The sequence below is a fragment of the Pseudomonas sp. JC1203 genome, assembly GCF_056175065.1.
Window position 1 is genome coordinate 117,305 of record NZ_JBWCAM010000008.1, and the last position, 20,935, is coordinate 138,239.

Annotated in this window: 23 protein-coding genes and 1 tRNA gene; 13 read left to right on the forward strand and 11 right to left on the reverse strand. The window is 62.9% G+C overall.

Annotation, left to right across the window (positions count from 1 at the left end):
- The first annotated feature begins 80 nt into the window (after window positions 1-80).
- Window positions 81-1,772 (forward strand): acid phosphatase, encoded by a 1,692-nt coding sequence (locus AC0SZ7_RS13970; RefSeq protein WP_475504951.1) that lies wholly within the window; start codon window positions 81-83, stop codon window positions 1,770-1,772.
- Between the two features lie 114 nt (window positions 1,773-1,886).
- On the opposite strand, the gene AC0SZ7_RS13975 is transcribed toward AC0SZ7_RS13970, so the two are convergent.
- Complete coding sequence (locus tag AC0SZ7_RS13975) at window positions 1,887-2,573, reverse strand: TerC family protein (protein ID WP_475504952.1); 687 nt, start codon at window positions 2,571-2,573, stop codon at window positions 1,887-1,889.
- A gap of 93 nt (window positions 2,574-2,666) precedes the next feature.
- On the opposite strand from AC0SZ7_RS13975, the gene AC0SZ7_RS13980 reads away from it, so the two are divergent.
- The gene (locus tag AC0SZ7_RS13980; RefSeq protein WP_475504953.1) at window positions 2,667-3,608 is read left to right on the forward strand and encodes a 2-hydroxyacid dehydrogenase; all 942 of its coding nucleotides are present in this window, start codon (window positions 2,667-2,669) and stop codon (window positions 3,606-3,608) included.
- A gap of 3 nt (window positions 3,609-3,611) precedes the next feature.
- On the opposite strand, the gene AC0SZ7_RS13985 is transcribed toward AC0SZ7_RS13980, so the two are convergent.
- A complete protein-coding gene (locus AC0SZ7_RS13985) occupies window positions 3,612-4,010 on the reverse strand; it encodes a tautomerase family protein (RefSeq protein ID WP_475504954.1) in 399 nt (132 codons plus the stop codon).
- Window positions 4,011-4,116: 106 nt separating this feature from the next.
- Here AC0SZ7_RS13985 and AC0SZ7_RS13990 point away from each other — a divergent pair, with 106 nt between their 5' ends.
- Window positions 4,117-4,974 (forward strand): LysR family transcriptional regulator, encoded by an 858-nt coding sequence (locus AC0SZ7_RS13990; RefSeq protein ID WP_475504955.1) that lies wholly within the window; start codon window positions 4,117-4,119, stop codon window positions 4,972-4,974.
- Here the strand turns inward: AC0SZ7_RS13990 and AC0SZ7_RS13995 are convergent.
- Window positions 4,966-5,553: a D-Ala-D-Ala carboxypeptidase family metallohydrolase gene (locus AC0SZ7_RS13995; RefSeq protein ID WP_475504956.1), complete on the reverse strand. Its 588-nt coding sequence runs from the start codon at window positions 5,551-5,553 to the stop codon at window positions 4,966-4,968. The two genes, AC0SZ7_RS13990 and AC0SZ7_RS13995, sit on opposite strands and share 9 nt — an antisense overlap.
- 119 nt (window positions 5,554-5,672) lie before the next feature.
- Here AC0SZ7_RS13995 and AC0SZ7_RS14000 point away from each other — a divergent pair, with 119 nt between their 5' ends.
- Window positions 5,673-6,833 (forward strand): hypothetical protein, encoded by a 1,161-nt coding sequence (locus AC0SZ7_RS14000; RefSeq protein ID WP_475504957.1) that lies wholly within the window; start codon window positions 5,673-5,675, stop codon window positions 6,831-6,833.
- A gap of 169 nt (window positions 6,834-7,002) precedes the next feature.
- On the opposite strand, the gene can is transcribed toward AC0SZ7_RS14000, so the two are convergent.
- The gene (can, locus tag AC0SZ7_RS14005) at window positions 7,003-7,638 is read right to left on the reverse strand and encodes a carbonate dehydratase (RefSeq protein ID WP_416426919.1); all 636 of its coding nucleotides are present in this window, start codon (window positions 7,636-7,638) and stop codon (window positions 7,003-7,005) included.
- Window positions 7,639-7,786: 148 nt separating this feature from the next.
- Between can and AC0SZ7_RS14010 the strand changes: the two genes are divergently transcribed.
- A complete protein-coding gene (locus tag AC0SZ7_RS14010) occupies window positions 7,787-8,200 on the forward strand; it encodes a serine kinase/phosphatase (RefSeq protein ID WP_475504958.1) in 414 nt (137 codons plus the stop codon).
- A 44-nt stretch (window positions 8,201-8,244) separates the two neighbouring features.
- Here AC0SZ7_RS14010 and ampE read toward each other — a convergent pair whose 3' ends face one another.
- The 3 genes from ampE to AC0SZ7_RS14025 are packed head-to-tail and all read right to left on the reverse strand — an operon-like array spanning window position 8,245 to window position 11,898.
- The gene (gene ampE / locus AC0SZ7_RS14015) at window positions 8,245-9,081 is read right to left on the reverse strand and encodes a regulatory signaling modulator protein AmpE (protein ID WP_475504959.1); all 837 of its coding nucleotides are present in this window, start codon (window positions 9,079-9,081) and stop codon (window positions 8,245-8,247) included.
- Window positions 9,078-9,641 carry a 1,6-anhydro-N-acetylmuramyl-L-alanine amidase AmpD gene (gene ampD, locus AC0SZ7_RS14020; protein WP_475504960.1) on the reverse strand — a complete coding sequence of 188 codons (564 nt, stop codon included), beginning with the start codon at window positions 9,639-9,641 and terminating at the stop codon, window positions 9,078-9,080. The genes ampE and ampD overlap by 4 nt, the downstream gene beginning before the upstream one ends.
- A 31-nt stretch (window positions 9,642-9,672) precedes the next feature.
- A complete protein-coding gene (locus tag AC0SZ7_RS14025; RefSeq protein WP_475504961.1) occupies window positions 9,673-11,898 on the reverse strand; it encodes a DUF1631 domain-containing protein in 2,226 nt (741 codons plus the stop codon).
- Window positions 11,899-12,269: 371 nt separating this feature from the next.
- On the opposite strand from AC0SZ7_RS14025, the gene nadC reads away from it, so the two are divergent.
- Both nadC and AC0SZ7_RS14035 read left to right on the forward strand, forming a co-directional pair.
- On the forward strand, window positions 12,270-13,118 hold the full coding sequence (nadC, locus tag AC0SZ7_RS14030; protein ID WP_475504962.1) for a carboxylating nicotinate-nucleotide diphosphorylase: 849 nt from the start codon (window positions 12,270-12,272) through the stop codon (window positions 13,116-13,118).
- A 43-nt stretch (window positions 13,119-13,161) separates the two neighbouring features.
- Window positions 13,162-13,425, forward strand: a complete 264-nt coding sequence (locus AC0SZ7_RS14035) for a hypothetical protein (RefSeq protein ID WP_475504963.1) — start codon at window positions 13,162-13,164, stop codon at window positions 13,423-13,425.
- Window positions 13,426-13,518: 93 nt separating this feature from the next.
- On the opposite strand, the gene AC0SZ7_RS14040 is transcribed toward AC0SZ7_RS14035, so the two are convergent.
- Window positions 13,519-14,295 carry an EAL domain-containing protein gene (locus AC0SZ7_RS14040; RefSeq protein ID WP_475504964.1) on the reverse strand — a complete coding sequence of 259 codons (777 nt, stop codon included), beginning with the start codon at window positions 14,293-14,295 and terminating at the stop codon, window positions 13,519-13,521.
- 290 nt (window positions 14,296-14,585) lie between these two features.
- On the opposite strand from AC0SZ7_RS14040, the gene AC0SZ7_RS14045 reads away from it, so the two are divergent.
- On the forward strand, window positions 14,586-14,975 hold the full coding sequence (locus AC0SZ7_RS14045) for a hypothetical protein (RefSeq protein ID WP_475504965.1): 390 nt from the start codon (window positions 14,586-14,588) through the stop codon (window positions 14,973-14,975).
- A 28-nt stretch (window positions 14,976-15,003) separates the two neighbouring features.
- Here the strand turns inward: AC0SZ7_RS14045 and AC0SZ7_RS14050 are convergent.
- The 3 genes from AC0SZ7_RS14050 to AC0SZ7_RS14060 all read right to left on the reverse strand — a co-directional run bounded on the left by AC0SZ7_RS14050 (window position 15,004) and on the right by AC0SZ7_RS14060 (window position 16,095).
- A tRNA-Thr gene (locus AC0SZ7_RS14050) sits at window positions 15,004-15,079 on the reverse strand.
- 86 nt (window positions 15,080-15,165) lie between these two features.
- Complete coding sequence (locus AC0SZ7_RS14055) at window positions 15,166-15,582, reverse strand: pilin (RefSeq protein WP_475504966.1); 417 nt, start codon at window positions 15,580-15,582, stop codon at window positions 15,166-15,168.
- Between the two features lie 117 nt (window positions 15,583-15,699).
- Window positions 15,700-16,095, reverse strand: coding sequence for a pilin (locus tag AC0SZ7_RS14060; protein WP_475505088.1), 396 nt, complete (start codon window positions 16,093-16,095; stop codon window positions 15,700-15,702).
- A gap of 227 nt (window positions 16,096-16,322) precedes the next feature.
- On the opposite strand from AC0SZ7_RS14060, the gene pilB reads away from it, so the two are divergent.
- From pilB to yacG, 5 genes are read left to right on the forward strand one after another with little or no spacing between them, the layout of a single operon-like run.
- Window positions 16,323-18,020 (forward strand): type IV-A pilus assembly ATPase PilB, encoded by a 1,698-nt coding sequence (gene pilB, locus AC0SZ7_RS14065; protein ID WP_475504967.1) that lies wholly within the window; start codon window positions 16,323-16,325, stop codon window positions 18,018-18,020.
- 3 nt (window positions 18,021-18,023) lie between these two features.
- Window positions 18,024-19,241 (forward strand): type II secretion system F family protein, encoded by a 1,218-nt coding sequence (locus AC0SZ7_RS14070; protein WP_475504968.1) that lies wholly within the window; start codon window positions 18,024-18,026, stop codon window positions 19,239-19,241.
- Window position 19,242: 1 nt separating this feature from the next.
- Window positions 19,243-20,112 carry a prepilin peptidase gene (locus AC0SZ7_RS14075; protein WP_475504969.1) on the forward strand — a complete coding sequence of 290 codons (870 nt, stop codon included), beginning with the start codon at window positions 19,243-19,245 and terminating at the stop codon, window positions 20,110-20,112.
- Window positions 20,112-20,735 (forward strand): dephospho-CoA kinase, encoded by a 624-nt coding sequence (coaE, locus tag AC0SZ7_RS14080; RefSeq protein WP_475504970.1) that lies wholly within the window; start codon window positions 20,112-20,114, stop codon window positions 20,733-20,735. The genes AC0SZ7_RS14075 and coaE overlap by 1 nt, the downstream gene beginning before the upstream one ends.
- The gene (yacG, locus tag AC0SZ7_RS14085; RefSeq protein ID WP_008371540.1) at window positions 20,732-20,935 is read left to right on the forward strand and encodes a DNA gyrase inhibitor YacG; all 204 of its coding nucleotides are present in this window, start codon (window positions 20,732-20,734) and stop codon (window positions 20,933-20,935) included. Before coaE ends, yacG begins: the two co-directional genes overlap by 4 nt.

The window sequence follows — 20,935 nt, forward strand, 5'->3', positions numbered from 1 at the left end:
AACCCGCCCCACAACCGTCACAAACCACTGCTACCCTCCCGGCCAGTATTTTTTTGTTACGCCTGACCAGGGATGCCGTGATGAGTGACAAGACTGACGATACCCAAGCCCCCTCCTCCCCCTCGCTGCCCGACACCAGCCGCCGCCGCTTCCTGGGTGGCGTGGCGGTGCTGGGCGTGGGGGCGGCGACGCTGAGTGCCTGTGGCAGCACCAATGACCAGCCGGGCAAGGCCGATGAGCACCCGCTGTCGCCTGCCGAGCTGGACAAGGCGCTGGCCGACAACGTCAAGACGGTGGTGGTGATCTACGCCGAGAACCGCAGCTTCAACAACCTGTTCGCCAACTTCCCCGGCCTGGAAAACCCCTTATCGGCGCTCAAGCCGGAGCAATACCAGCAGCGCGACCGCGACGGCAGCCTGCTCAAGACCCTGCCGCCAGCCTGGGGCGGCACGCTGCAGGTTGGCCCGCAAGCAGTGGACGGCGTGACCTACGCCGCCGGCGTGCAGTACCAGGAGAACCTGCCCAACGCGCCGTTCGCGCTAAAAGGCCCGAACCAGGAAGACCTGCCCCTGAGCGTGGTCACCCGTGACCTGTGGCACGTGTTCTACCAGAACCAGATGCAGATCAACGGCGGCAAGAATGACCAGTTCGTGGCCTGGGCCGACTCCGGCGGCCTGACCATGGGTTATTACGCCCAGACGCAATATTCCCTGCGCCTGTGGGACGTGGCCCGCGAGTTCGTGCTGTGCGACAACTTCTTCCAGGGCGCTTTCGGCGGTTCGTTCTTCAACCACCAGTACCTGATCAGCGCCACCGCGCCGTTCTACCCCAATGCCACCACCTCCGTGGCCAAGGAACAGATCGCCACGCTGCAGAGCGATGACCCGCTGGACACGCGCTTGAAGCCCCTGGACAAGTCCCCGGCCAGCGCCATGACCGGCGCGCCGGCGTTCGGCCCCAGCGCGCTGACCCCGGACGGTTTCGCCGTGAACACCATGGCGCCGCCGTACTGGCCCACCTGGATCCGTGACCCGGAACGCCCTGACTATTCCAAGCCGGACCTGGCCAGCGTGCTGGTGCCGCAGACCCACGAACACATCGGCGACAAACTGAGCAAGAAGAACGTCGACTGGGCCTGGTACGCCGGCGCCTGGCAGGCCACGCTGGACCAGTTCAAGGACTCGGGCGGTATCCCCAAGATCCCCAACTTCCAGTACCACCACCAGCCGTTCAACTACTTCACCAAGCAGGGCCCGGAGAACCCGGCCGAACGCCAGAAGCGCCTGCGCGACGGCGGCCTGGGGGACGAGGTGGGCACCAACAAATTCTTCGCCGATGCCGCCGCCGGCAAGCTGCCTGCCGTTACCTTCTACAAGCCCCAGGGCAACCTCAACATGCACGCCGGCTACGCTGACGTGGCCGCCGGCGACCGCCATATCGCCACCGCCCTGAAGGTGCTGCGCAACAGCCCGCAATGGAAAAACATGGTGGTGGTTGTCACCGTGGACGAGAACGGCGGTTGGTGGGACCACGTGGCGCCGCCCAAGGGCGACCGCTGGGGCCCGGGCACGCGTATTCCGGCGCTGGTGGTGTCGCCGTTCGCGCGCAAGGGCACCGTGGACCACACCGTGTATGACACGGCGTCTATCCTGCGGCTGATCACCCGGGTGTTCAAGCTGGAGACCCTGGACGGCCTCAAGCAGCGCGACGATGCGATGGTGGCACGTGGGCAGAAGCCCATGGGCGACCTGACCAATGCGCTGAAATTCTGAGACCGACGCTGCCTCGTAGCAGTGGCCGCCAGGCCGCGTCATGGCGGCCACGGTGCGTCAGGCAAACCGCACCCACCGCCTGACGCAGCCTGGCGGCAGCTGCTACGCGGCCGCTCACAGGCGGCGCGCCACCAGCCGCCGGTTCCAGGCCTGCCCCGCCACCAGCACCAGCGCCGCCCCCAGCACGCTGGCCAGGTAATGCTGCAGCGCCACACTACCCGGCAGGTACCCGGCCAGCGCCGGGTCGGCCACCAACATCCCCCCGGCAATCCAGCCAATCAGCGCCCCGCCCAATTGAATCACCACCGGGAAACGCTCCATCGCCGCCAGCACCAGGCGGCTGCCCAGCACGATCACCGGAATGCTCACCAGCACCCCGAAGCTCACCAGGTAAATGTTCCCAGCCCCCGCAGCCGCCACCGCCAGCACGTTGTCCAGCGACATCACCGCGTCGGCGACGATGATGGTCTTGATGGCATTGAACAGGTGCACATCGCCACGAATGTCCGCGTGCCCGTCATCCTCGCGCACCAACAGCTTGACGCCGATCCACAGCAGCAACAACGAGCCGGCCAGCTTCAGGTAAGGCAACGACAACAGCTGCATGGCAAAGAACAGCAGCACCACGCGCAACACGATGGCCCCCGCCACCCCACCCAGAATGGCCTTGCGGCGCTGCTCGCGCGGCAGGTTGCGGCACGCCAGGGCGATGACCACGGCGTTATCGCCGCCCAGCAACAAATCGATGGCGATAATCTGCAACAGCGCGGTCCAGACGGCGGGGTCGGTCAACCAGAACATGAAATAAGCTCGCGGCGGCGTGAATAGTCATTGACCATTTTCGCAGGGAATCGGTCAATGGACGCCTGACTTACTTTTTCTCGGAGGGAACCCATGAGCGCAACGGTCCTGGTGCTGGTCGAAGCCGTCAACGATTACCTGCACATTCTCGAAGACAGCGGCTTCACCCTGATTCTGGCGCCCACCCCCGCGCAGCGCGCCGCCGCCATCCGCGAGCACGGCCAGCGCATCACCGCCGTACTGACCCGTGGGCCGCTGGGGTTCTTCGCCGATGAAATGGCGGCGCTGCCGCACCTGAAAATCATCTGCGTGATTGGCGCCGGCTACGAGCAGGTGGACCTGGCTGCCGCCCATGCCGCCGGCATCACCGTGACCAATGGCGCCGGCGCCAATGCCTCGTCGGTGGCCGACCATGCCATGGCCCTGTTGCTGGCGCTGGTGCGCGACATTCCCCAGGCCGACGCCTCGGTGCGCCGCGGCGAGTGGCGCAAACTCAGCCGCCCTACCCTTGAAGGCACCCGGCTGGGCATCCTTGGCCTGGGCGCCGTGGGCCTGGCAATCGCCAAGCGCGCGGCGCGCGGTTTCGACATGACCATCACCTACCACAACCGCCGCCCGCGCACCGACGTTGACTATCACTACTGCGCCAGCCCGTTGGAGCTGGCGGCGTCGTGCGATTACTTGGTGATCGCCACCCCCGGCGGGCCAAGCAGCCAGCACGCCATCGACAAAACCGCGCTCCAGGCCTTGGGCCCGCACGGTTTCGTGGTCAACATCGCACGCGCCAGCGTGATCGCCACCGCCGACCTGATCGAGGCCCTGCAACAGCGCACCATCGCCGGCGCGGCGCTGGACGTATTCGACGACGAACCGTCGGTGCCCGATGCCCTCAAGGCCCTGGACAACGTGGTGCTCACGCCACACGTCGCCGGCCTGTCGCCGCAGGCCTCCGAGGCCACGGTGAGCCTGGTGAACCAGAACCTGCTGGCCTTCTTCGCCGGCCAGCCGGTGCTGACGCCCATTCCCTATCCGTAAGGCTCAGGCCTGGGGGTGCTGGTAGCGGTACTCCTGAGTAATGCCAGCGTAACTGTAGGCCGAGGCACGGCAATCAATCACATGCACATTGGAGTGCGAGTGCAGGTTGCCGATGCGCTCGGCCAACAGGGCGTAGGCCTCGCGCTGGAACCGCGCCTTCTGGTCCTTGGTGGTGGTCTCATCGGTGATGGTGACTTGCAGGCGGAAGGCGTCCTTGCCCAGCTCGGCCAGGCTGCGGTTGTGGATAAACCACTGCGCGCGGGGCAGGAAATCCACCATCACCGTGGTGCTCTGCTGCTGTTTGTCGAGGATGGCGCAGGTGAGCTCGGTGAGCTCTCGCGCCAGCACAGGCACCAGGGCGTCTTTTGGTTCACCGGAAATCAGTAGGCTCAGACCAGGCATGATGTCGCTCCTTTTGAGTGAATTACGGCCATGATGATCAGCCTTGCCATGACATCGGAAAAGCGGGATATTCCGAGCACAGCCATCGGCGAAAGGCGCGATTATCGTGAGCCGCTTTGACCTCGACCTGCTCAACACCCTGACCGTGGTCGCCGAGGCCGGCACCCTGGCAGCGGCCGCCGAACGCCTGCATCGCTCGCAGTCCGCCGTCAGTGAACAACTGCAGAAACTGGAAAGTTTCTGCGGCCAGCAACTGTTTACCCGCAGCAAGCGCGGCACCCGCCTCACGCCCGTGGGCGAGCGCCTGCTGGGCCATGCGCGGCAGTTACTGGACCTCAACGACCAAGTGCTGCACGACATGCGCGGCACCGCGCTGAACGGCGACCTGCGCCTGCTGATCACCGATTACTTCCGCCCCAACGCCATTGCTCCGCTGCTCAAGCGCCTGGCCGAGCGCTACCCCGGCCTGCGCCTGCACGTGACGGTGCGCAAAAGCGCGTTGATCGAGGCCGAGCCCGCAGATTTCGACATCGGCCTGTACATGCAGATTCTCCACGACAGCGCCCAGCCGCTGCTTGAAGGCGTGGAGCCGGTGCGCGATGAAAGCCTGCACTGGGTGGTTGCCGAGCACCTGGTGGGCGAACGCCCTGCCACCCTGCCATTGGTGGTGCTGCCCGCTACCTGCTCGCTGCAGGGGCTGGCGCTGAACATTCTCGACCGCGCCCGCCGCCCCTACCTGGTGGCCCATTCCGCTTCAGGGGTGGCCGGCCTGCAGTCAGCGCTGAGCGCCGGGCTGGGGGTGGCCTGCCTCAACGAGTCGTCGATACCACCCGGCACGGTGCCGGTGCCGGCCAGCTGGCAACTGCCCGTGCTGCCGCCGGTGCAGTTCCGCGCCAAGGTCAACGCACATAGCGGCGCGTTCGCCCGGGACGTACTGGCAGTGCTCAAGGCACATCTAACCTGACGTCGGCTGCAGGCAATAGGAGGTGCGTGCGCTGTAGTCATCACCCCAGGTGCGGTAGCCGGTGGTGTCCAGGTGCACGCGCCCGGACGGGTAACGGCTGAGGCCCAACTGCCATTCGCCGCCGTGCTGCTTCCAGAAGTCGCACAGGCGTTGCGCATCGACACTGCCTTGCGGGAATTCCAGGTCCACGGCAAACGCCTGCACATGGGCGCTGCGGGCCGCACCGCCGGCACAAGCATTCAAGCGCTTGCCGCGGTAGGCCGAGACCACCTCGAAGCGGCCCAGCACGCCTTCACGCTTGAGCGTGGCCAACAGCTGCAGGGTCGACTCCACCGCAGGCCAGTGGCTGGCAGGCGGCAGCGCGAACGGCGGCGCCTGGCACTGCTGCCAGTCGGTGGCGGTGCGCAGCAGCTGGTACAGCGGCACCACGGTGTCGACCTTGCGCTGCATCAGGAAGCGCTCGAAACCCGCAGTGTCGTGGTGGCGGAACCAGGCCACGAACATCGCTTCGTCACGCGGGTCATCGGCCTGGGCCACGCCGGCCAGCAGCCCCAGGGTCATCATCAGAATGGCTTTCATGGGATTGAATTGTAGCCATCGGCAACCGCCACAAGACCATACAATTTTTTTGCCGGAAAGCATTCCCCGGCAACGCACACTCGCGCACTATGCGGCCTCTCACTGACAAGGAGTTATGTATGCCCAAGGCTTCCCCGCTCGCCACCGCACTCGCCGCCCTGACCCTGGCCGGGGCCGCCCAGGCAGACATCCAGATCGACCTGGGCAGCACCCAGCGCGTCACCCAGTTGTTTGCCTACCCCAACAACTGCAACGTCATCTGCTACAAGAACTGGACCCTTGAGCAGACCGTCGAGCATTACCTGGAGCAGAGCCTGAAGCGCGACGGCTACAACCAGGCCACCGTACGCGTGACCACCGACAACCAGCAGGTGTTCGCCACCCTGAAGGGCGTGCCCGACAACTACGACCAGCCACTGGTGCAGTTGCTCAACGCCGGCGACCTGGCCTACAAGGGCGCCAGCCAGCTCAACGCCGACAACAAATGGGCCTACAACTGGTATCTGTTCCTGCCGCTGGGCATGGCCCTGGAGAACCGCCGCAGCATCGAACTGCTGCACTTCCCGCCAGACTACTCCCTGACCCAGGCCCAGGATTACCTGCGTTCCAACACCAGCGACCGCTGGGCACAGCTGCTGACCGACAACGGCGTGGCCGCCGAGCAGACCCCGGGTTACCAGACCATTATCGATATCGCCCCCATCGCCGCGCCAGCCACCGCCGGCAAGGACCTGGAAGGCGTGTACGGCTACTTCCAGGACTACCAGACCACCATGGTCAAGCAGGTCAGCCAGAACCTGGCTGGGCAGACACTGCCCATGGTTGCGTTCGGCGCACCGGTGCGGGCCTGGATCAAGGCACAGTACGGCCAGGACCTCAGCGTGCTGAGCCTGGCCAGCATCAGCCCCAACCCGGGGCAGAACGTACCCGTACTGGGCGCTAACCACCCCAGCTACATCTGGAACGCGGCAGACCCGGCCAACTATGACAACAACGTGCAGGAAGCCGATGCAGTGGGCTTGAAGGTAATGGGCCAGGACCTCAGCGCCGCCTGCTGGCAGGCCGGCATGGGTGGCAACCCGAAAGCTGACGCGCAGGCAACCCTGGGCGCCTGCACGCAAAAATGGCAGGTCACCGACAAGGAACAGACGTGTGAGCTGTTCTACACCTCGGTGCGCCGCAACACGGCCGAGCAGGCCAGGGAGAAATGCGCAACGGCGCCGGTGAGCAAGGTGCTGAAGACCCTGAAGGCGCCGCTGGTGGTGCCCGCAAGCCTCTGACGGCCTGGCGGATCAACCCTGCATAGCAGCAACTGTCTTGTGGGAGCTGGCTTGCCAGCTCCCACAGGATGTAGCAGCTGCCGAAGGCTGCGTCCGGGCCCGACACACTATGCATGCGGGCCTTTGACGCGGCCTGGCGGCCGCTGCTACGTGGGCCAACCGTGCGCCGTTACAGTGGGCGCAAGCGGTACTGCGGCGGCAATTGCTCGAAGCCGCTGATGTTGGCGCCCAGGCTTTTCCACAGGCCATCCTTGATGCCGTAGATGCAACCATGCACCGACAGCGGCTGGCCACGGTGCCAGGCGTTCTGGACGATGCTGGTGTGCGCCACGTTGGCCACCTGCTGAATCACGTTCAGCTCGCACATGCGGTCCACCCGCTCTTCCTCGGTGGGTAGCTCGGCCAGGGCCAGGCGGTTCTCGTAGTACAGGTCGCGAATCGAGCGCAGCCAGCCGTCGATCAGGCCGAACTGGCGGTCCTGCATGGACGCCCGCACGCCACCGCAGCCGTAGTGGCCGGTGACCAGGATGTGTTTGACCTTGAGCACGTCCACGGCGTACTGGATCACCGACAGGCAGTTGAGGTCGGTGTGCAGTACCACGTTGGCCACGTTGCGGTGCACGAACAGGTCGCCCGGCAGCATGCCGACGATCTCGTTGGCGGGCACCCGGGCGTCCGAGCAGCCAATCCAGAGAAACTCTGGTGTCTGCTGGCGCGCCAGCTTGGCGAAGAAGTCGGGATCCTTCTGCTTGATGCCTTCGGCCCAGCGGGCGTTGTTATCAATCAGTTCCTGTAGATCGTTCATGTTCTAGCCTCGAAATTGGTGCGCAACCTATGACTGGCGCCGGGCGCCCCAGGTCACGCGCATGCCGCGATGGCCGGCTCGATACAGGGGGAATCTTCATGAAGGCCACGGGTCCACCCTATTAAGGCCCCAAACATGAGGAATAGCCATGACCGAGTCACACCGCCCGATGCACGCGCCGCAACCGGCGCCCATCGACGACAACGAAGACCGCATGGGCTCCATGGAGGAGCTGCACCTGGACCAGGAAGAGCCCAGCGCGAAGATCGGCGACGAAATGACCAACCCCGAGCTTGAACAGCAACTGCCCCCGCGCCGCGCCCGCGAAGCCGGCATGACCGGCGCCTCGATGGATGACCACGAACCCACTGATGACGACATGAGCCCCGAGACGCTGATCGACGAAGACGGCGCGCGCTCCCCCGACGAACCGGGAAGTGGCCGGCCGGCCGACTGGGCACTGAGCGTGGTGGATGAAGATGACATCGGCGGCGGCGACGGCCTGGATGAAGCCGAGCTTGCGCAGTTGGACCCGCTGGACGGCAAGCCCGAGAAACGTTGAGCGGAGGACCGCGGCGCTGACCGAAGTTCAGCGCCGCGCGGCAACTAGAACAGCACGGTCCACAACGCGATCACGGCATACCACAGCACTGCGGAACGCAGCAGCAGGTCCCAGAGGTTATCCAGGCTGGCGACACCCGCCTCGCCTGCGGCGGAGTCTGGCAGCTCACCGGCCACGCGCCCAACATCGGCAATCAGCTTTTTCGCACCGATATGCCAGTGCAGCACTTCGTGCAACATTACCTTGCCCACCGCGACGAAATTGCCCACCAGGGCAAAGCTTGCAGCCAGCACCCGCACCGGCAGCCAGTCGAAAGCATGGCGAATGCTGCCTGCGCGCGCGACCACGCCTGGGTGCTTCGAATGCGCCACCGCCAGCGCCAGCAGGCGATACACCAGCGCCGCCACAGGCCCCAGTAGCACATACCAGAAAATGACCGCGAAGAAGCTTTGGTACGCCTGCCACAGGAACAGGTTCTGCACCTTGGCCAACAGGCTGGCCTCGTCGTCACCGGTTACGCCCAGGTCACGCTCGGCCACATGCACCGCCGCTTGCTCGTCACCCCGGCGCCAGGCATCGCGGAAGGGCCCCAGCGACGCCTTCACATCACCCCGGCCCAGGCTGTAGATCACCACCCACAAGTGAATGGGGAACGCCAGCAAGCCATAAGCAACCGGCTTCAGCGCCAGCAGCACGGCGCCCAGCACGATGGCCGGCAGCAGCACCCACAACGCCAGGATCAACGCGGGCTCCTTCGCCAGCCTGGGTTTCGCTTCCAACCGCGCCAGCTCCTTCAGCCAGGCGCCATCGCGTTGCAGACGATGACGCAACGCCGAGAACTTCTCGACCCACAGCACCAGCACCAATACCAGAAAACTCATTGTTCGCCCTCATTGGCCAGCAGGCTGGCGCGGTAACGCGCCCAGTCGAAATGCGGGCCTGGATCTGTCTTGCGCACCGGGGCAATGTCGCTGTGCCCGCAGATGCGCGTCGGGGTAATGCCCGGGTACTGCGCCAGCAACTGCCGGGTCAGCTGCTCCAGCGCCTGGTACTGGGCATCGGTGAAAGGCTCGAAATCCGTGCCTTCCAGTTCAATACCGATGGAAAAGTCATTGCACGTCTCGCGCCCTTCGAACGTGGAAACACCGGCATGCCAGGCGCGCTGCAGGCAGGAGACGAATTGGCACACGGCCCCGTCCCGCTCGATCAGGAAGTGCGCCGACACCCGCAGCTCGGCAATGGTCTCGAAGAAAGGGTGGGCAGTGGTGTCCAGCTGGTTCTGGAAGAACTGCTGCACGCGGCCGGTCTTGAACTGGCCCGGCGGCAAGCTGATGTTGTGGATCACCAGCAGGGAGATCTCGCCGTCGGGGCGTTCGTTGAAATTCGGCGAGGGGCAGTGCTCGGCGCCCTGGCACCAGCCAGTGGCAGGATCGATGTGCATCCGTGGCTCCAGGATGTGTATTGCAGCCAGTCTACTTGCTTTTCAGCTGCCGCAGGTTGCTGACCACCGAATCCAGCGCACGGTCGAACAGCAGCGCATCGTCGAGGATGCGTACCGCGCCGCTGCGGAACTCCATGGCCAGGCCCGTGCGAGTCTTCTCCAGCACCTTCATGCCCGTGCGGTTGACGAACACATACTTGCCGGTGGCCTCGATGATCGCCGTCAGCTTGCAGCGCAGCCGGTGATCGTGGTCTTCCTGGATTTCCACCCAGCAACCCGGCCGAAGCTTGGCCACCTGCAACATGCCCGGGTCGTCGGCCGGCAGGCGCACCTGGGGCTCGCGTTCCTCGGCATCGCCATGGCCGGCCAGCACTATTTCTTCCACCACCGCCACCAGCGCCGGGGGCTCCTGGCCTGCGGCAAGCGGCGCCGGGTGCAGCGCGTCACGCTTGAGCGCCTGCACATGCAGCAGCTCCAGCTGGCTGAAGAATTCGCTGGTGGCGAAGGGGTCGAAGGCTGAGCTGGTGAGGCCGTCGCGCAACGCCTTGAGCAGGCCTGGCACCACGTTAAGCAAGCGCTGGTGGGCGTCGGGCTCATCATGGGGCTCCACGCTCCAGATCAGCTCGTCCATGGTGGCCAGGCCTTCGTGCCACTGCGCGGAACCGTCGCCGTGCTTCAGGCACACCAGCAGCAGCACTTTGCTCCAGGCCTCTTCCAGCAGGCGCACCACCACAACCGGCAATACCTTGCCCAGCAAGCGGCCGTTCAGTTCTTGCTGCACGCGGTGGCGCGCCAGCTCGGCCTTGGCACGGCCCTCCTCGGCATCGCGGGTGCGCTGTTCCAGCAGCTCGCTGCGGCGGCGCTCATCGGCGGTAAAGGCCAGGAAGTCGGCCAGCAACTCGGAGAAGATAGCCGGGTCGTCGACGAAGTCATTGAGCAGCCGCTGCACGATCTGCTCGATGCGCAGGTACAGGCTGTCACGCTGGTAGTCATCACGGTTGCCCCAGCCCATGGCGGCCGAGGCAATCTCGTTCAGCAGCCGCCGCGCGGGGTGGCTACCACGGCTGAAGAAGCTCTTGTCGAGCACCGCCACCTTCAGCATCGGGATTTGCAGGCGGCCGATCAGCGCCTTCAGCGAATCGGGCAGGGTGCGGTCGTCGAGAATGAATTCGAACAGCATGGCGATCAGGTTGATGACGTCTTCGTCCACCACGCCGATCACCCGGAACTTGCCGCTCTTGACGCTGACCCGGGTCAGCAATTGCTCCAGCTGGTAGCGCAGGTCGTAGTCGTCCTGCGCGGCCTGGGACGAGGGCACGTACTGCTGCAGGTGCGACAGCAGGCGCATCAAGTCATTGGTGGTGATGGGCTGGGCGTCGTGGCTGGCCTCAAGCTTGGGGGCCACGCTGCCACGCAACTGGCGCAACAGCTCCTGCAGCGCGCCGAACACTTCCTGCACGCTTTCATCCAGGTGCGTGGCAGTGGGCGCGGCAGTACCGGCCGACTCATCGCGGCGCGTGTTTTCCCGGGCCGGCGCCCGGTCGGCGCTGCGCCGCGCCGGGGCGGCCTTGAGCTCGGGCAGCACGCCCGTGGCGATCAGCAGCTGGTTGGCCTCGGCGTACAACTGGTCGCAGTCGCTGAGCACGTACTTCTCGAACAGCTTGAGCACGATCAGCTTGACCTTGATTTCCACGCCAAGGTTGCGCCCGGCCTCCAGGAAGAAATCGCAAAGCATCGCCGGCCCCAAGGGGTTGCTGGCGTCCTCCAGGCGGCGCAGCACCAGCGCGTTCAAGCGCGCCGTCAGTTGCCCCAGGGCAAAGCCGTCGCGGGCCAACACCTTGCCCACCATGGCATCCAGGGCCACCGTGCGCTCCAGGTCGTCGTTGGCCACCAGCTCCAGCTTTTCATAGTTGACCGGCTGCGCCACCACCGGCTCGGCAATCTCGTATTGGGCAATGGCGACGAAAGCCTCGTAGAGGCGTTCGAGGAAGCCACGCTCGATGCTCTTGCGCTTGAGGCGCAGGTCGCGCATGGCTTCGAAGAAAAGGTTCTGCTCGACATTGTTCTGGGCCCGGTCGGCCATCTCGAACAGCGTGTCGTCGGCGTTGTCGAACAATGCCTGCAGGCCTTGGCGCAACTGCTGCGCGGCCTTGTCGCGCACTTGCAGGAGGACAACGGGCAGGCGTGCCAAGGGCGTCTGACTGGCTTGGTCAGCAGCGGCCTTGTTCAACGGCACGACTTTCCCATCGTTGTGCATCCCGTCCTCCTGAAAGAATGAGGTCCTGTTGCGTATCGCCCTAGTATGCAGGTTCCCGGCACCCGCCCACAGCTACCTGGCGCAAAAGCTTTTGTAAGCAGTGGCACGCGGAACGAAAACAATATGGACCGACGTCAAAGACATGACGCCAATAACAAGGCGCTCATTATCTGCAAATCCGGGCGGCAGCGCTAGAGCGCCTGAACGGGTTATTTGCAACCCGATGCGAAGTGGACAACAAAGATGGCAAAAAGCTCCCACGCGCCCGTCTATTTCGTAGCGTAGCGCCACCTGGCCGCAAGCCGCTCGCAAGGCTTCGCGCCAGGGCATCACTGCCCTATAATCCGGCCACTTTGCCTGTGGAGCCTGCTATGCCGAATCTACGCCTCGCCGACCTGACTGCCGAGATCGAAGCCAACGTGCGCCGTGCGCTGCTGGAAGACATTGGCAGCGGCGACATCACTGCCCAGCTGATCCCGGCCGAGCGCCTGGCCAAGGCCACCATCATCACCCGCCAGGATTGCGTGGTAGCCGGCACCGCCTGGGTGGACGCGGTATTCCGCCAGCTTGACCCGCGCGTGGCTGTGCACTGGCAGGTCAGCGACGGCCAGCGCGCCAGCGCCAACCAGGCCCTGTTCCACCTCGAAGGCCCGGCGCGCTCGCTGCTCAGCGGCGAACGCACCGCACTGAACTTCCTGCAGATGCTGTCTGCCGTGGCCACCCAGGCCCAGGCGCTGGCCGACAAGGTGGCCGGCACCCAGGTCAAGCTGCTGGACACCCGCAAGACCCTGCCCGGCCTGCGCCTGGCGCAGAAATACGCCGTCACCTGCGGTGGCTGCCACAACCACCGCATCGGCCTGTACGACGCCTTCCTGATCAAGGAAAACCACATTGCCGCCAGCGGCGGCATTGCCCAGGCCATCAGCGCCGCGCACCGCATCGCCCCCGGCAAGCCGGTGGAGATCGAAGTGGAAAGCCTGAGCGAACTGACGGAAGCCCTGGCCGCCGGCGCCGACATCATCATGCTCGACGAGTTGAGCCATGACGACATGCGCGAGGCCGTGCGCCTGAACGCCGGCAAGGCGAAGTTGGAAGCCAGCGGCGGCATCAATGAAAGCACGCTGTTGCCCATTGCCCAAACCGGTGTGGACTACATCTCCATCGGCGCCATGACCAAGGACGTCAAGGCCATCGACCTGTCGATGCGCCTGAGTCTGTGACACCACCACCCACGAGATGAACGAAGGTATTGGAGTACTCGCAGTGACGAACACGCTCAACCCCGGGGCCGACAAGGTCTACATCATCCGCATCGACGGCACCCGCCTGGGGCCTTTCCAGACCCGGGTAGAACCCAACAAGGCGCTGATCTACGAGATCACCCTCAACGCCGGCGCCGGCGACACCCTGGAACACCACCGTGAAGACGGCCAGGTGGACAAATACCTGATCACCAACACCCACTTCCAGCCGCAGATGACCAGCGTCGCGGCGCACTACACCGTGCGCTGGCGGCAGGAAGGCTAACGCCCCCCGTAGCCGCTGCCGCAGGCTGCGCTGCCCTGATATTCACTGGAGATTTCCAGCGAGGTTCAAGGCCAGCGCAGCCTGCGGCAGCGGCTACAGTGGCTTGAGCGGCAGCGCACCCACCTGCGGCCGTGCAAACAGATACCCCTGCATCAGCTCGATACCCAGCGCCAGCAGCGCATCACGCTCCCCTGCCGTTTCCACGCCCTCGGCCAGCAAGGTAATCCCCAGCCGCTGCGCCACCAGCACGATACCCGCCACAATGGCCTCGCGCACGCCGTCACTGTCGATATTGCGGGTCAGCGCCATGTCCAGCTTCAGCACCTGCGGCTGGAACGTCGCCAGCAGGTTCAAGCCCGAATAGCCCGAACCGAAATCATCGATGGCCGTGGTAAAACCCTGGCGCTCGTAAGCCTTGAAGATTGACTTCAAATGCTCCGGGTCTTCCACCTTCTCACCCTCGGTCACCTCGAACATCAGCCGCTCCAGCGGGAACGCCGATGCCCTGGCCGCTTCAAGCGTGGCGCGAATGCAGGTTTCGGCGCGGTACACCGCATTGGGCAGGAAGTTGATGCTCAACTTGCAGTCGGGGATCGCCACAATGCCCAGCCTGGCCGCCGTCTCGATGGCCTTGACCCGGCAAGCCTGGTCGAAGCGGTAGCGGTTCCCGTCGTTGACCTGGCCCAGCACGCTGGCCGCCGACTCGCCATTGGGCCCGCGCACCAGCGCCTCGAAGGCGTACAACTGGCCGGTGCGCACGTTGACGATCGGCTGGAAAGCCATGGTGAAGTCGAAATCCAGCGCTTCCAGGTTGCGGCATTGGGCGCAGCTGGCGGGTTCGAAGGGCGTGGGGAAGAAGGTATGGGTCATAGGCCCCTCTGGAAACGTGGAACGTTAGTAGTCTTGCAGTTGGAGCACATGGCCATCATCGCATTTGAATAACGAACGGCGGGCAATTTTCTTCAATCAGCTTGATAGCGTGAGCGCACTATTTTCCAAACCGCCGCCGCCCCGATTAGTTCAGAAAACATGCAGAACCGTTACTCATCAGCGCCGCGCGGCCTATTGCCAATCAACATAGGTGCGCGCCTTCGGCTGTCTACGCTGGAATAGGCAAATCTCCCCTCAGTGGGCCCTCCCGCCAATACAGGTACTTCACCATGAAAGGGATCTGCTTGACCGCCCTGGTCATATTCCTCGCCGGCTGCGCCATGCACGACGAACGCACCAACGACCCCCGCGAGCCATCGGCCAACGCCGTGGAACTCAAGGGCAATGCCATCAGCACCGCCCTGGTAGGCCGCCCGCACCGCGGCATCAACCGTGACGGCCAGGCCTACAGCGAAACCTTCCAACTCGACGGCACCGCCGTGCTCAGCCTGGCCGGCACCGGGCCGCAGAAAGGCAGCTGGCAGGTAAGCGAAAGCACCCTGTGCGTGAACTACGCGGCGTATGGCAACAAGTGCAACAACGTGAAGGCCGATGACCAATGGATCTGGTTGATCGATACCACAAACATGACCACGAACAATCGCATTTCGCGGCATTGAGGAAAGGGGTGGGTGACGCGGGGGAAGATGGTGCCGGGGATAGGAATCGAACCTACGACCTTCGCGTTACGAGTGCGCTGCTCTACCGACTGAGCTACACCGGCGGGGTGTGGTACATACGCTAGCATTGCCCGCGGGGGCGTTCAACTGCGCCCAATAAAAAGCCCCGCACTACGGCGGGGCTGGTATATCAGCTACCTGCAGCAGCCGCTGCAGCCGTACAGCCTTTTGGCAAGTAATCGCTATCAATGCTGGTGGCTGAGCAGCTCCAGCCAGTCGAGGCGTCGCGAGTCAGCTTGATAGAGCCCGAATTGATAACAGTAGGCGCATTGAGCAAGGCACAAGTGATGCTCGTTCCATCAACGGTAATCGTGCAGTTCTGAGTGGTTCCAGTACCACCAATACCAGTTGCCGCAGAGGGTACGGTGCCATTTCCAAGTGACTCTTCGAAACCGCTCTTGAGCGAAGAGATTTCCGCCAATCCGGCAGTTGCCTTAGCACGAGCTTGGTACTTGGAATAAGCAGGAATTGCAATGGCAGCCAGAATGCCAATGATGGCAACGACAATGAGCAATTCGATCAAGGTGAAGCCTTTTTGTGCCTTCATAGTTCCGTCTATCTCAACGTAAAAAAGCTTCGCCTCTCAATGGAGGCGAAGCAGGGGGGGAAGCATTATGGATAACTAGTTAAGCATCAGTAAAGCTACCCAACGCTTGATTCAGGATCAAGAACAGCCTTTGGGTTTGTAATCTGAAGTGATGTTAGCGTTGGTGGCGCAAGTCCAGCCGCTCGTAGCATCGCGCGTCAAAGTAATAGTGCCGCCCGAAATTACGGTCGGAGGGGCTACCAGCGCACATATAATGGTGGTGCCGGTAACAGTGAGGGTGCAGTTCTGCGTTGGCGAGGTACCGCCGATGCTGGCTGCAGTGCTAGGAACTACGGCGTTACTCAGAGCGTCCTCAAAACCAGTCTTCAACGCGGAAATTTCAGCCAGGCCTGCAGTCGCCTTCGCTCGCGCCTGATACTTGGAGTATGCAGGGATTGCGATAGCGGCCAGGATGCCGATGATCGCAACCACGATCAGCAGCTCGATCAGGGTGAAACCCTTTTGTCCCTTCATATGTTCGTCTCCAAATGTGAGAGAAGGCCAATTGCCTAGTGGAACATCAGCAACCGCCATGCCAGTTCTCAATCGGCGCGTTTATTGGGCCTGACGCAGGCTAACCGGGCTACCGGAGCAGACACAACGAGGGCAAAACTGACGTTTTTTGTCACACCCTTTTATCCGATTTGGCACCACCGCCCGACTACGCTATAAAACACCGATTAGTTGTGTCCGGTGCCTAAATGAACGATATCGCCCTTACTGGTCTGGCCAAGCATCTGGTCCAGGCTGAACTGCTCACTGACAAAAGCGCGCAACAGGCGTATCAGCAAGCTCAACGCAACCGAATTCCGCTCGTGCATTTTCTCGTGCAGGGCAAGCTGGTAAAGAGCCGCGAAATCGCCGAAGTGGCGTCCGAGCAGTTTGGCGTGGCCTTCATGGACCTCACCATGCTGGACAAGGAGAGCCAGCCCAAGGGCCTGGTAAGCGAAAAGCTGATCCGCCAACACCGCGCGCTGCCCCTGTGGCGGCGGGGCAACAAGCTGTTCGTGGGTATATCGGACCCCACCAACCATCAAGCCATCACCGATATTCAGTTCAGCACCGGCCTGACCACCGAAGCCATTCTGGTTGAAGACGACAAGCTCACCGACGCCATCGAGAAGTTCCTGGACAACGGCAGCACAGGCCTTGAGGAAATGGCCGATGTCGACCTTGATGGCCTCGACGTACAGGTTATCGACGATGACAAGGACGAGCCCGTAGGGCAGGAGTCTGATGACGCGCCAGTGGTGCGCTTCGTCAACAAGATGCTGCTGGATGCCATACGTGGCGGCTCATCCGACCTGCACTTCGAACCCTACGAGAAAGTGTACCGGGTGCGGGTGCGTACCGACGGCATCCTGCGTGAAGTAGCCAAGCCACCGATCAACCTGGCTGGCCGTATTGCCGCCCGCCTGAAGGTGATGGCCAGCCTGGACATATCCGAACGGCGCAAGCCGCAAGACGGCAGGATCAAGATGCGCATCTCGAAAAACAAGGCCATCGACTTCCGGGTCAATACCTTGCCGACCCTGTGGGGAGAGAAGATCGTGATGCGGATCCTCGACCCGTCCAGCGCCCAGATGGGCATTGATGCGCTGGGTTATGAGGCCGATCAGAAGGAGCTCTACCTTCAAGCCTTGCGCCAGCCGCAAGGCATGATTCTGGTCACCGGCCCTACGGGTTCCGGTAAAACAGTCTCGCTGTACACCGGCCTGAATATTCTCAACACTGTGGATATCAATATCTCCACCGCCGAAGACCCGGTGGAGATCAACATGGAAGGTATCAACCAGGTCAACGTCAACCCCAAACAGGGCCTCGACTTTGCACAGGCGCTTCGCTCATTCCTGCGCCAGGACCCGGACGTGATCATGGTCGGTGAGATTCGCGACCTGGAAACTGCGGAAATCGCCATCAAAGCCGCGCAAACCGGTCACCTTGTGTTGTCTACCCTGCACACCAACAGTGCTGCGGAAACATTGACGCGCCTGCAGAACATGGGCGTGGCGGGGTTCAACATCGCCACTTCGGTCAATCTCATCATTGCCCAGCGCCTGGCGCGCAAGCTGTGCGCCCATTGCAAGAAGGAAATCCAGATTCCGAAGGAAGCCTTGATCAAGGAAGGTTTCCCGGAAGAGCGGATTGGCACATTCAAGGTGTATGAAGCGGTAGGCTGCGAACATTGCAATGGCGGCTACAAGGGGCGGCAAGGCATCTATGAAGTGGTCAAGAACACCCAGGCACTGCAACGCCTGATCATGGAAGAAGGCAACTCCATCGACATCGCCCGCCAAATGCGTAAGGAAGGCTTCAACGACCTGCGTACCTCCGGGCTCGACAAGGTCATGCAAGGTGTAACCAGCCTTGAAGAAGTCAACCGGGTTACCAAGGACTAAACGATGGCGGTCAAAGCGGCAAAAGTCAGCGTCTACACGTGGGAAGGCCTGGATCGCAAGGGTACCAAGGTCACTGGGGAAATCAGTGGCCCTTCGCTGCCCCTGATCAAGGCCCAACTGCGCAAACAGGGTATAAACCCGACCAAGGTCCGCAAGAAAACCATCTCGATTTTCGGCAAAGGCAAGAAGATCAAGCCGCTGGACATTGCCCTGTTCACTCGCCAGATGGCAACCATGATGCGTGCCGGCGTTCCGCTGCTGCAGTCTTTCGACATCATCGGCGAAGGCTTCGAGAATCCCAACATGCGCAAGCTGGTGGACGATCTGAAGCAGGAAGTGGCTGCCGGCAACAGTTTTGCCAGCGCGCTCCGCAAGCACCCCAAGCATTTTGATGATTTGTACTGCAACCTGGTCGATGCAGGCGAGCAGGCAGGTGCGCTGGAAACGCTGCTGGACAGGGTCGCCACTTACAAGGAGAAGACAGAAGCCCTGAAGGCCAAGATCAAGAAAGCCATGACTTACCCTGCAGCCGTACTGGTAGTGGCGTTCATCGTTTCAGGCATCCTGTTGATAAAAGTGGTGCCGCAGTTCGAAGCGGTATTCAAAGGCTTTGGCGCGGAACTTCCTGCCTTCACCCAAATGGTGATCAACCTGTCGGTGGTCCTGCAGGAGTGGTGGTACCTGGTGCTGGCAGCCCTGATCGGCGCCGTGTATGCATTCAAGTATGCCCACAGCACCAACCAGCGGTTTCACGACGCTGTTGACAGGCTGCTGCTGAAGTTGCCGGTGATCGGCGGAATACTCTACAAATCAGCCGTGGCTCGCTACGCACGCACCCTGTCCACAACATTTGCAGCGGGCGTGCCGCTGGTCGAAGCACTTGATTCGGTATCAGGCGCGACTGGCAACATCGTTTTTAAAACAGCGGTCAATCGCATAAAACAAGATGTGTCCACCGGTATGCAGCTCAACTTCTCCATGCGTTCTACCGGCGTCTTCCCCAGCCTGGCTATCCAAATGACAGCGATTGGCGAAGAGTCGGGTGCACTTGATGACATGCTCGACAAAGTCGCCAGTTTTTATGAAGCCGAAGTCGACAATATGGTCGACAGCCTTACCAGCCTGATGGAACCCATGATCATGGTTGTCCTGGGCGTAGTGGTCGGCGGCCTTGTCGTTGCCATGTACCTTCCCATCTTCCAACTCGGCAACGTCGTTTAACATGCCCTTATCCGAATACCTGGCCACCACCCCCGTGGCCTTCACCCTCTGCGCGCTTATCCTGGGCCTCGTAGTGGGCAGCTTCCTCAACGTCGTCATCCACCGCCTGCCGAAAATGATGGAGCGCGACTGGAAAGCCCAGGCCCGTGACATCCTCGGCTTGCCGGCCGAACCCGAGGGCGCGCGCTACAACCTGATGCTGCCCGCCTCAGCCTGCCCGCATTGCCAGCACAAGATCCGCGCCTGGGAAAATATTCCCGTGGCCAGCTGGCTGGCGCTGAAGGGCCAATGCAGCCAGTGCAAGGCGCCCATCAGCAAGCGCTACCCGCTGGTGGAACTGGCCAGCGGCTTGTTGAGCGCGTTCGTTGCCTGGCATTTCGGCTTTGGCTGGGCGGCGGGCGCGATGATGTTGCTGACCTGGGGCCTGCTGGCCATGAGCATGATCGATGCGGACCATCAGTTGCTGCCGGATACGCTGGTGCTGCCGTTGCTATGGCTGGGGCTGATCGTCAACGTGTTTGGCCTGTTCGCCACGCTACCCGACGCACTGTGGGGCGCGGTGGCCGGTTACCTGGCGCTGTGGCTGGTGTTCTGGCTGTTCAAGCTGGTGACTGGCAAGGAAGGCATGGGCCATGGTGACTTCAAGCTGCTGGCGATGCTGGGCGCCTGGGGCGGCTGGCAGGTGTTGCCGCTGACTATCCTGCTGTCGTCGCTGGTGGGCGCCATTCTGGGGGTGATCATGCTGCGCCTGCGCAACGCCGCGCATAGCACGCCTATCCCTTTCGGGCCGTATCTTGCCATTGCGGGCTGGATCGCATTGCTGTGGGGTGGTCAAATAACCGCTTCCTACATGCAGTTTGCTGGTTTCTGATGACTACAGCTTCTTCGACGCCCTGGATCCTGGGCCTGACCGGCGGTATTGGCAGCGGCAAGAGTGCCGCCGCCGAACGCTTCGCCGAGCTGGGCGTGCACGTGGTGGACGCTGACCAGGCTGCGCGCTGGGTGGTTGAACCGGGGCGCCCTGCCCTCGCCGAAATCGCCCGGCACTTCGGGCCTGGGGTGTTGCAGGCTGATGGCACGCTGGACCGGGCGGCGCTGCGCCGGCTGATTTTCGAGGACGCCGAGCAGCGGCGCTGGCTGGAAGGCCTGCTGCACCCGCTGATTGCCACCGAAATTGCCGAGGCGCTGGCCAAGGGCACTTCGCCCTACGCCGTGTTCGTCTCGCCGTTGATGGTGGAGTCGGGGCAATATCGGCTCGCCCAGCGCCTGCTGGTGATCGATGTGCCGCAGGCGTTGCAGATCGAGCGCACCCTGCGCCGCGACAACACCAGCCTTGAGCAGGTGCAGGCGATTCTCAAGGCCCAGGCCACCCGCGAGGAACGCCTGCGCCATGCCGATGATGTGCTGGTCAACGACCGTGACCTGGGCGCCTTGCGCGCCGAAGTCGAGCGGCTGCATGATTTTTACCTGACGCTGACTGGAGGCCAATCATGAGCCAACCCCTGACCGTACAATGCCCCACTTGCGGGGCGCCGGTGGAATGGACCGCGGCCACGCCGACCCGGCCGTTCTGCTCCGACCGCTGCAAGCTGATCGACCTGGGCGCCTGGGCCGCCGAAGAGCACAAGATTCCGGTGGCGCCGGACGCCGAGGATGAATTGTTCTCGGGTGATCTGCCGTATAGCGAGCACTGA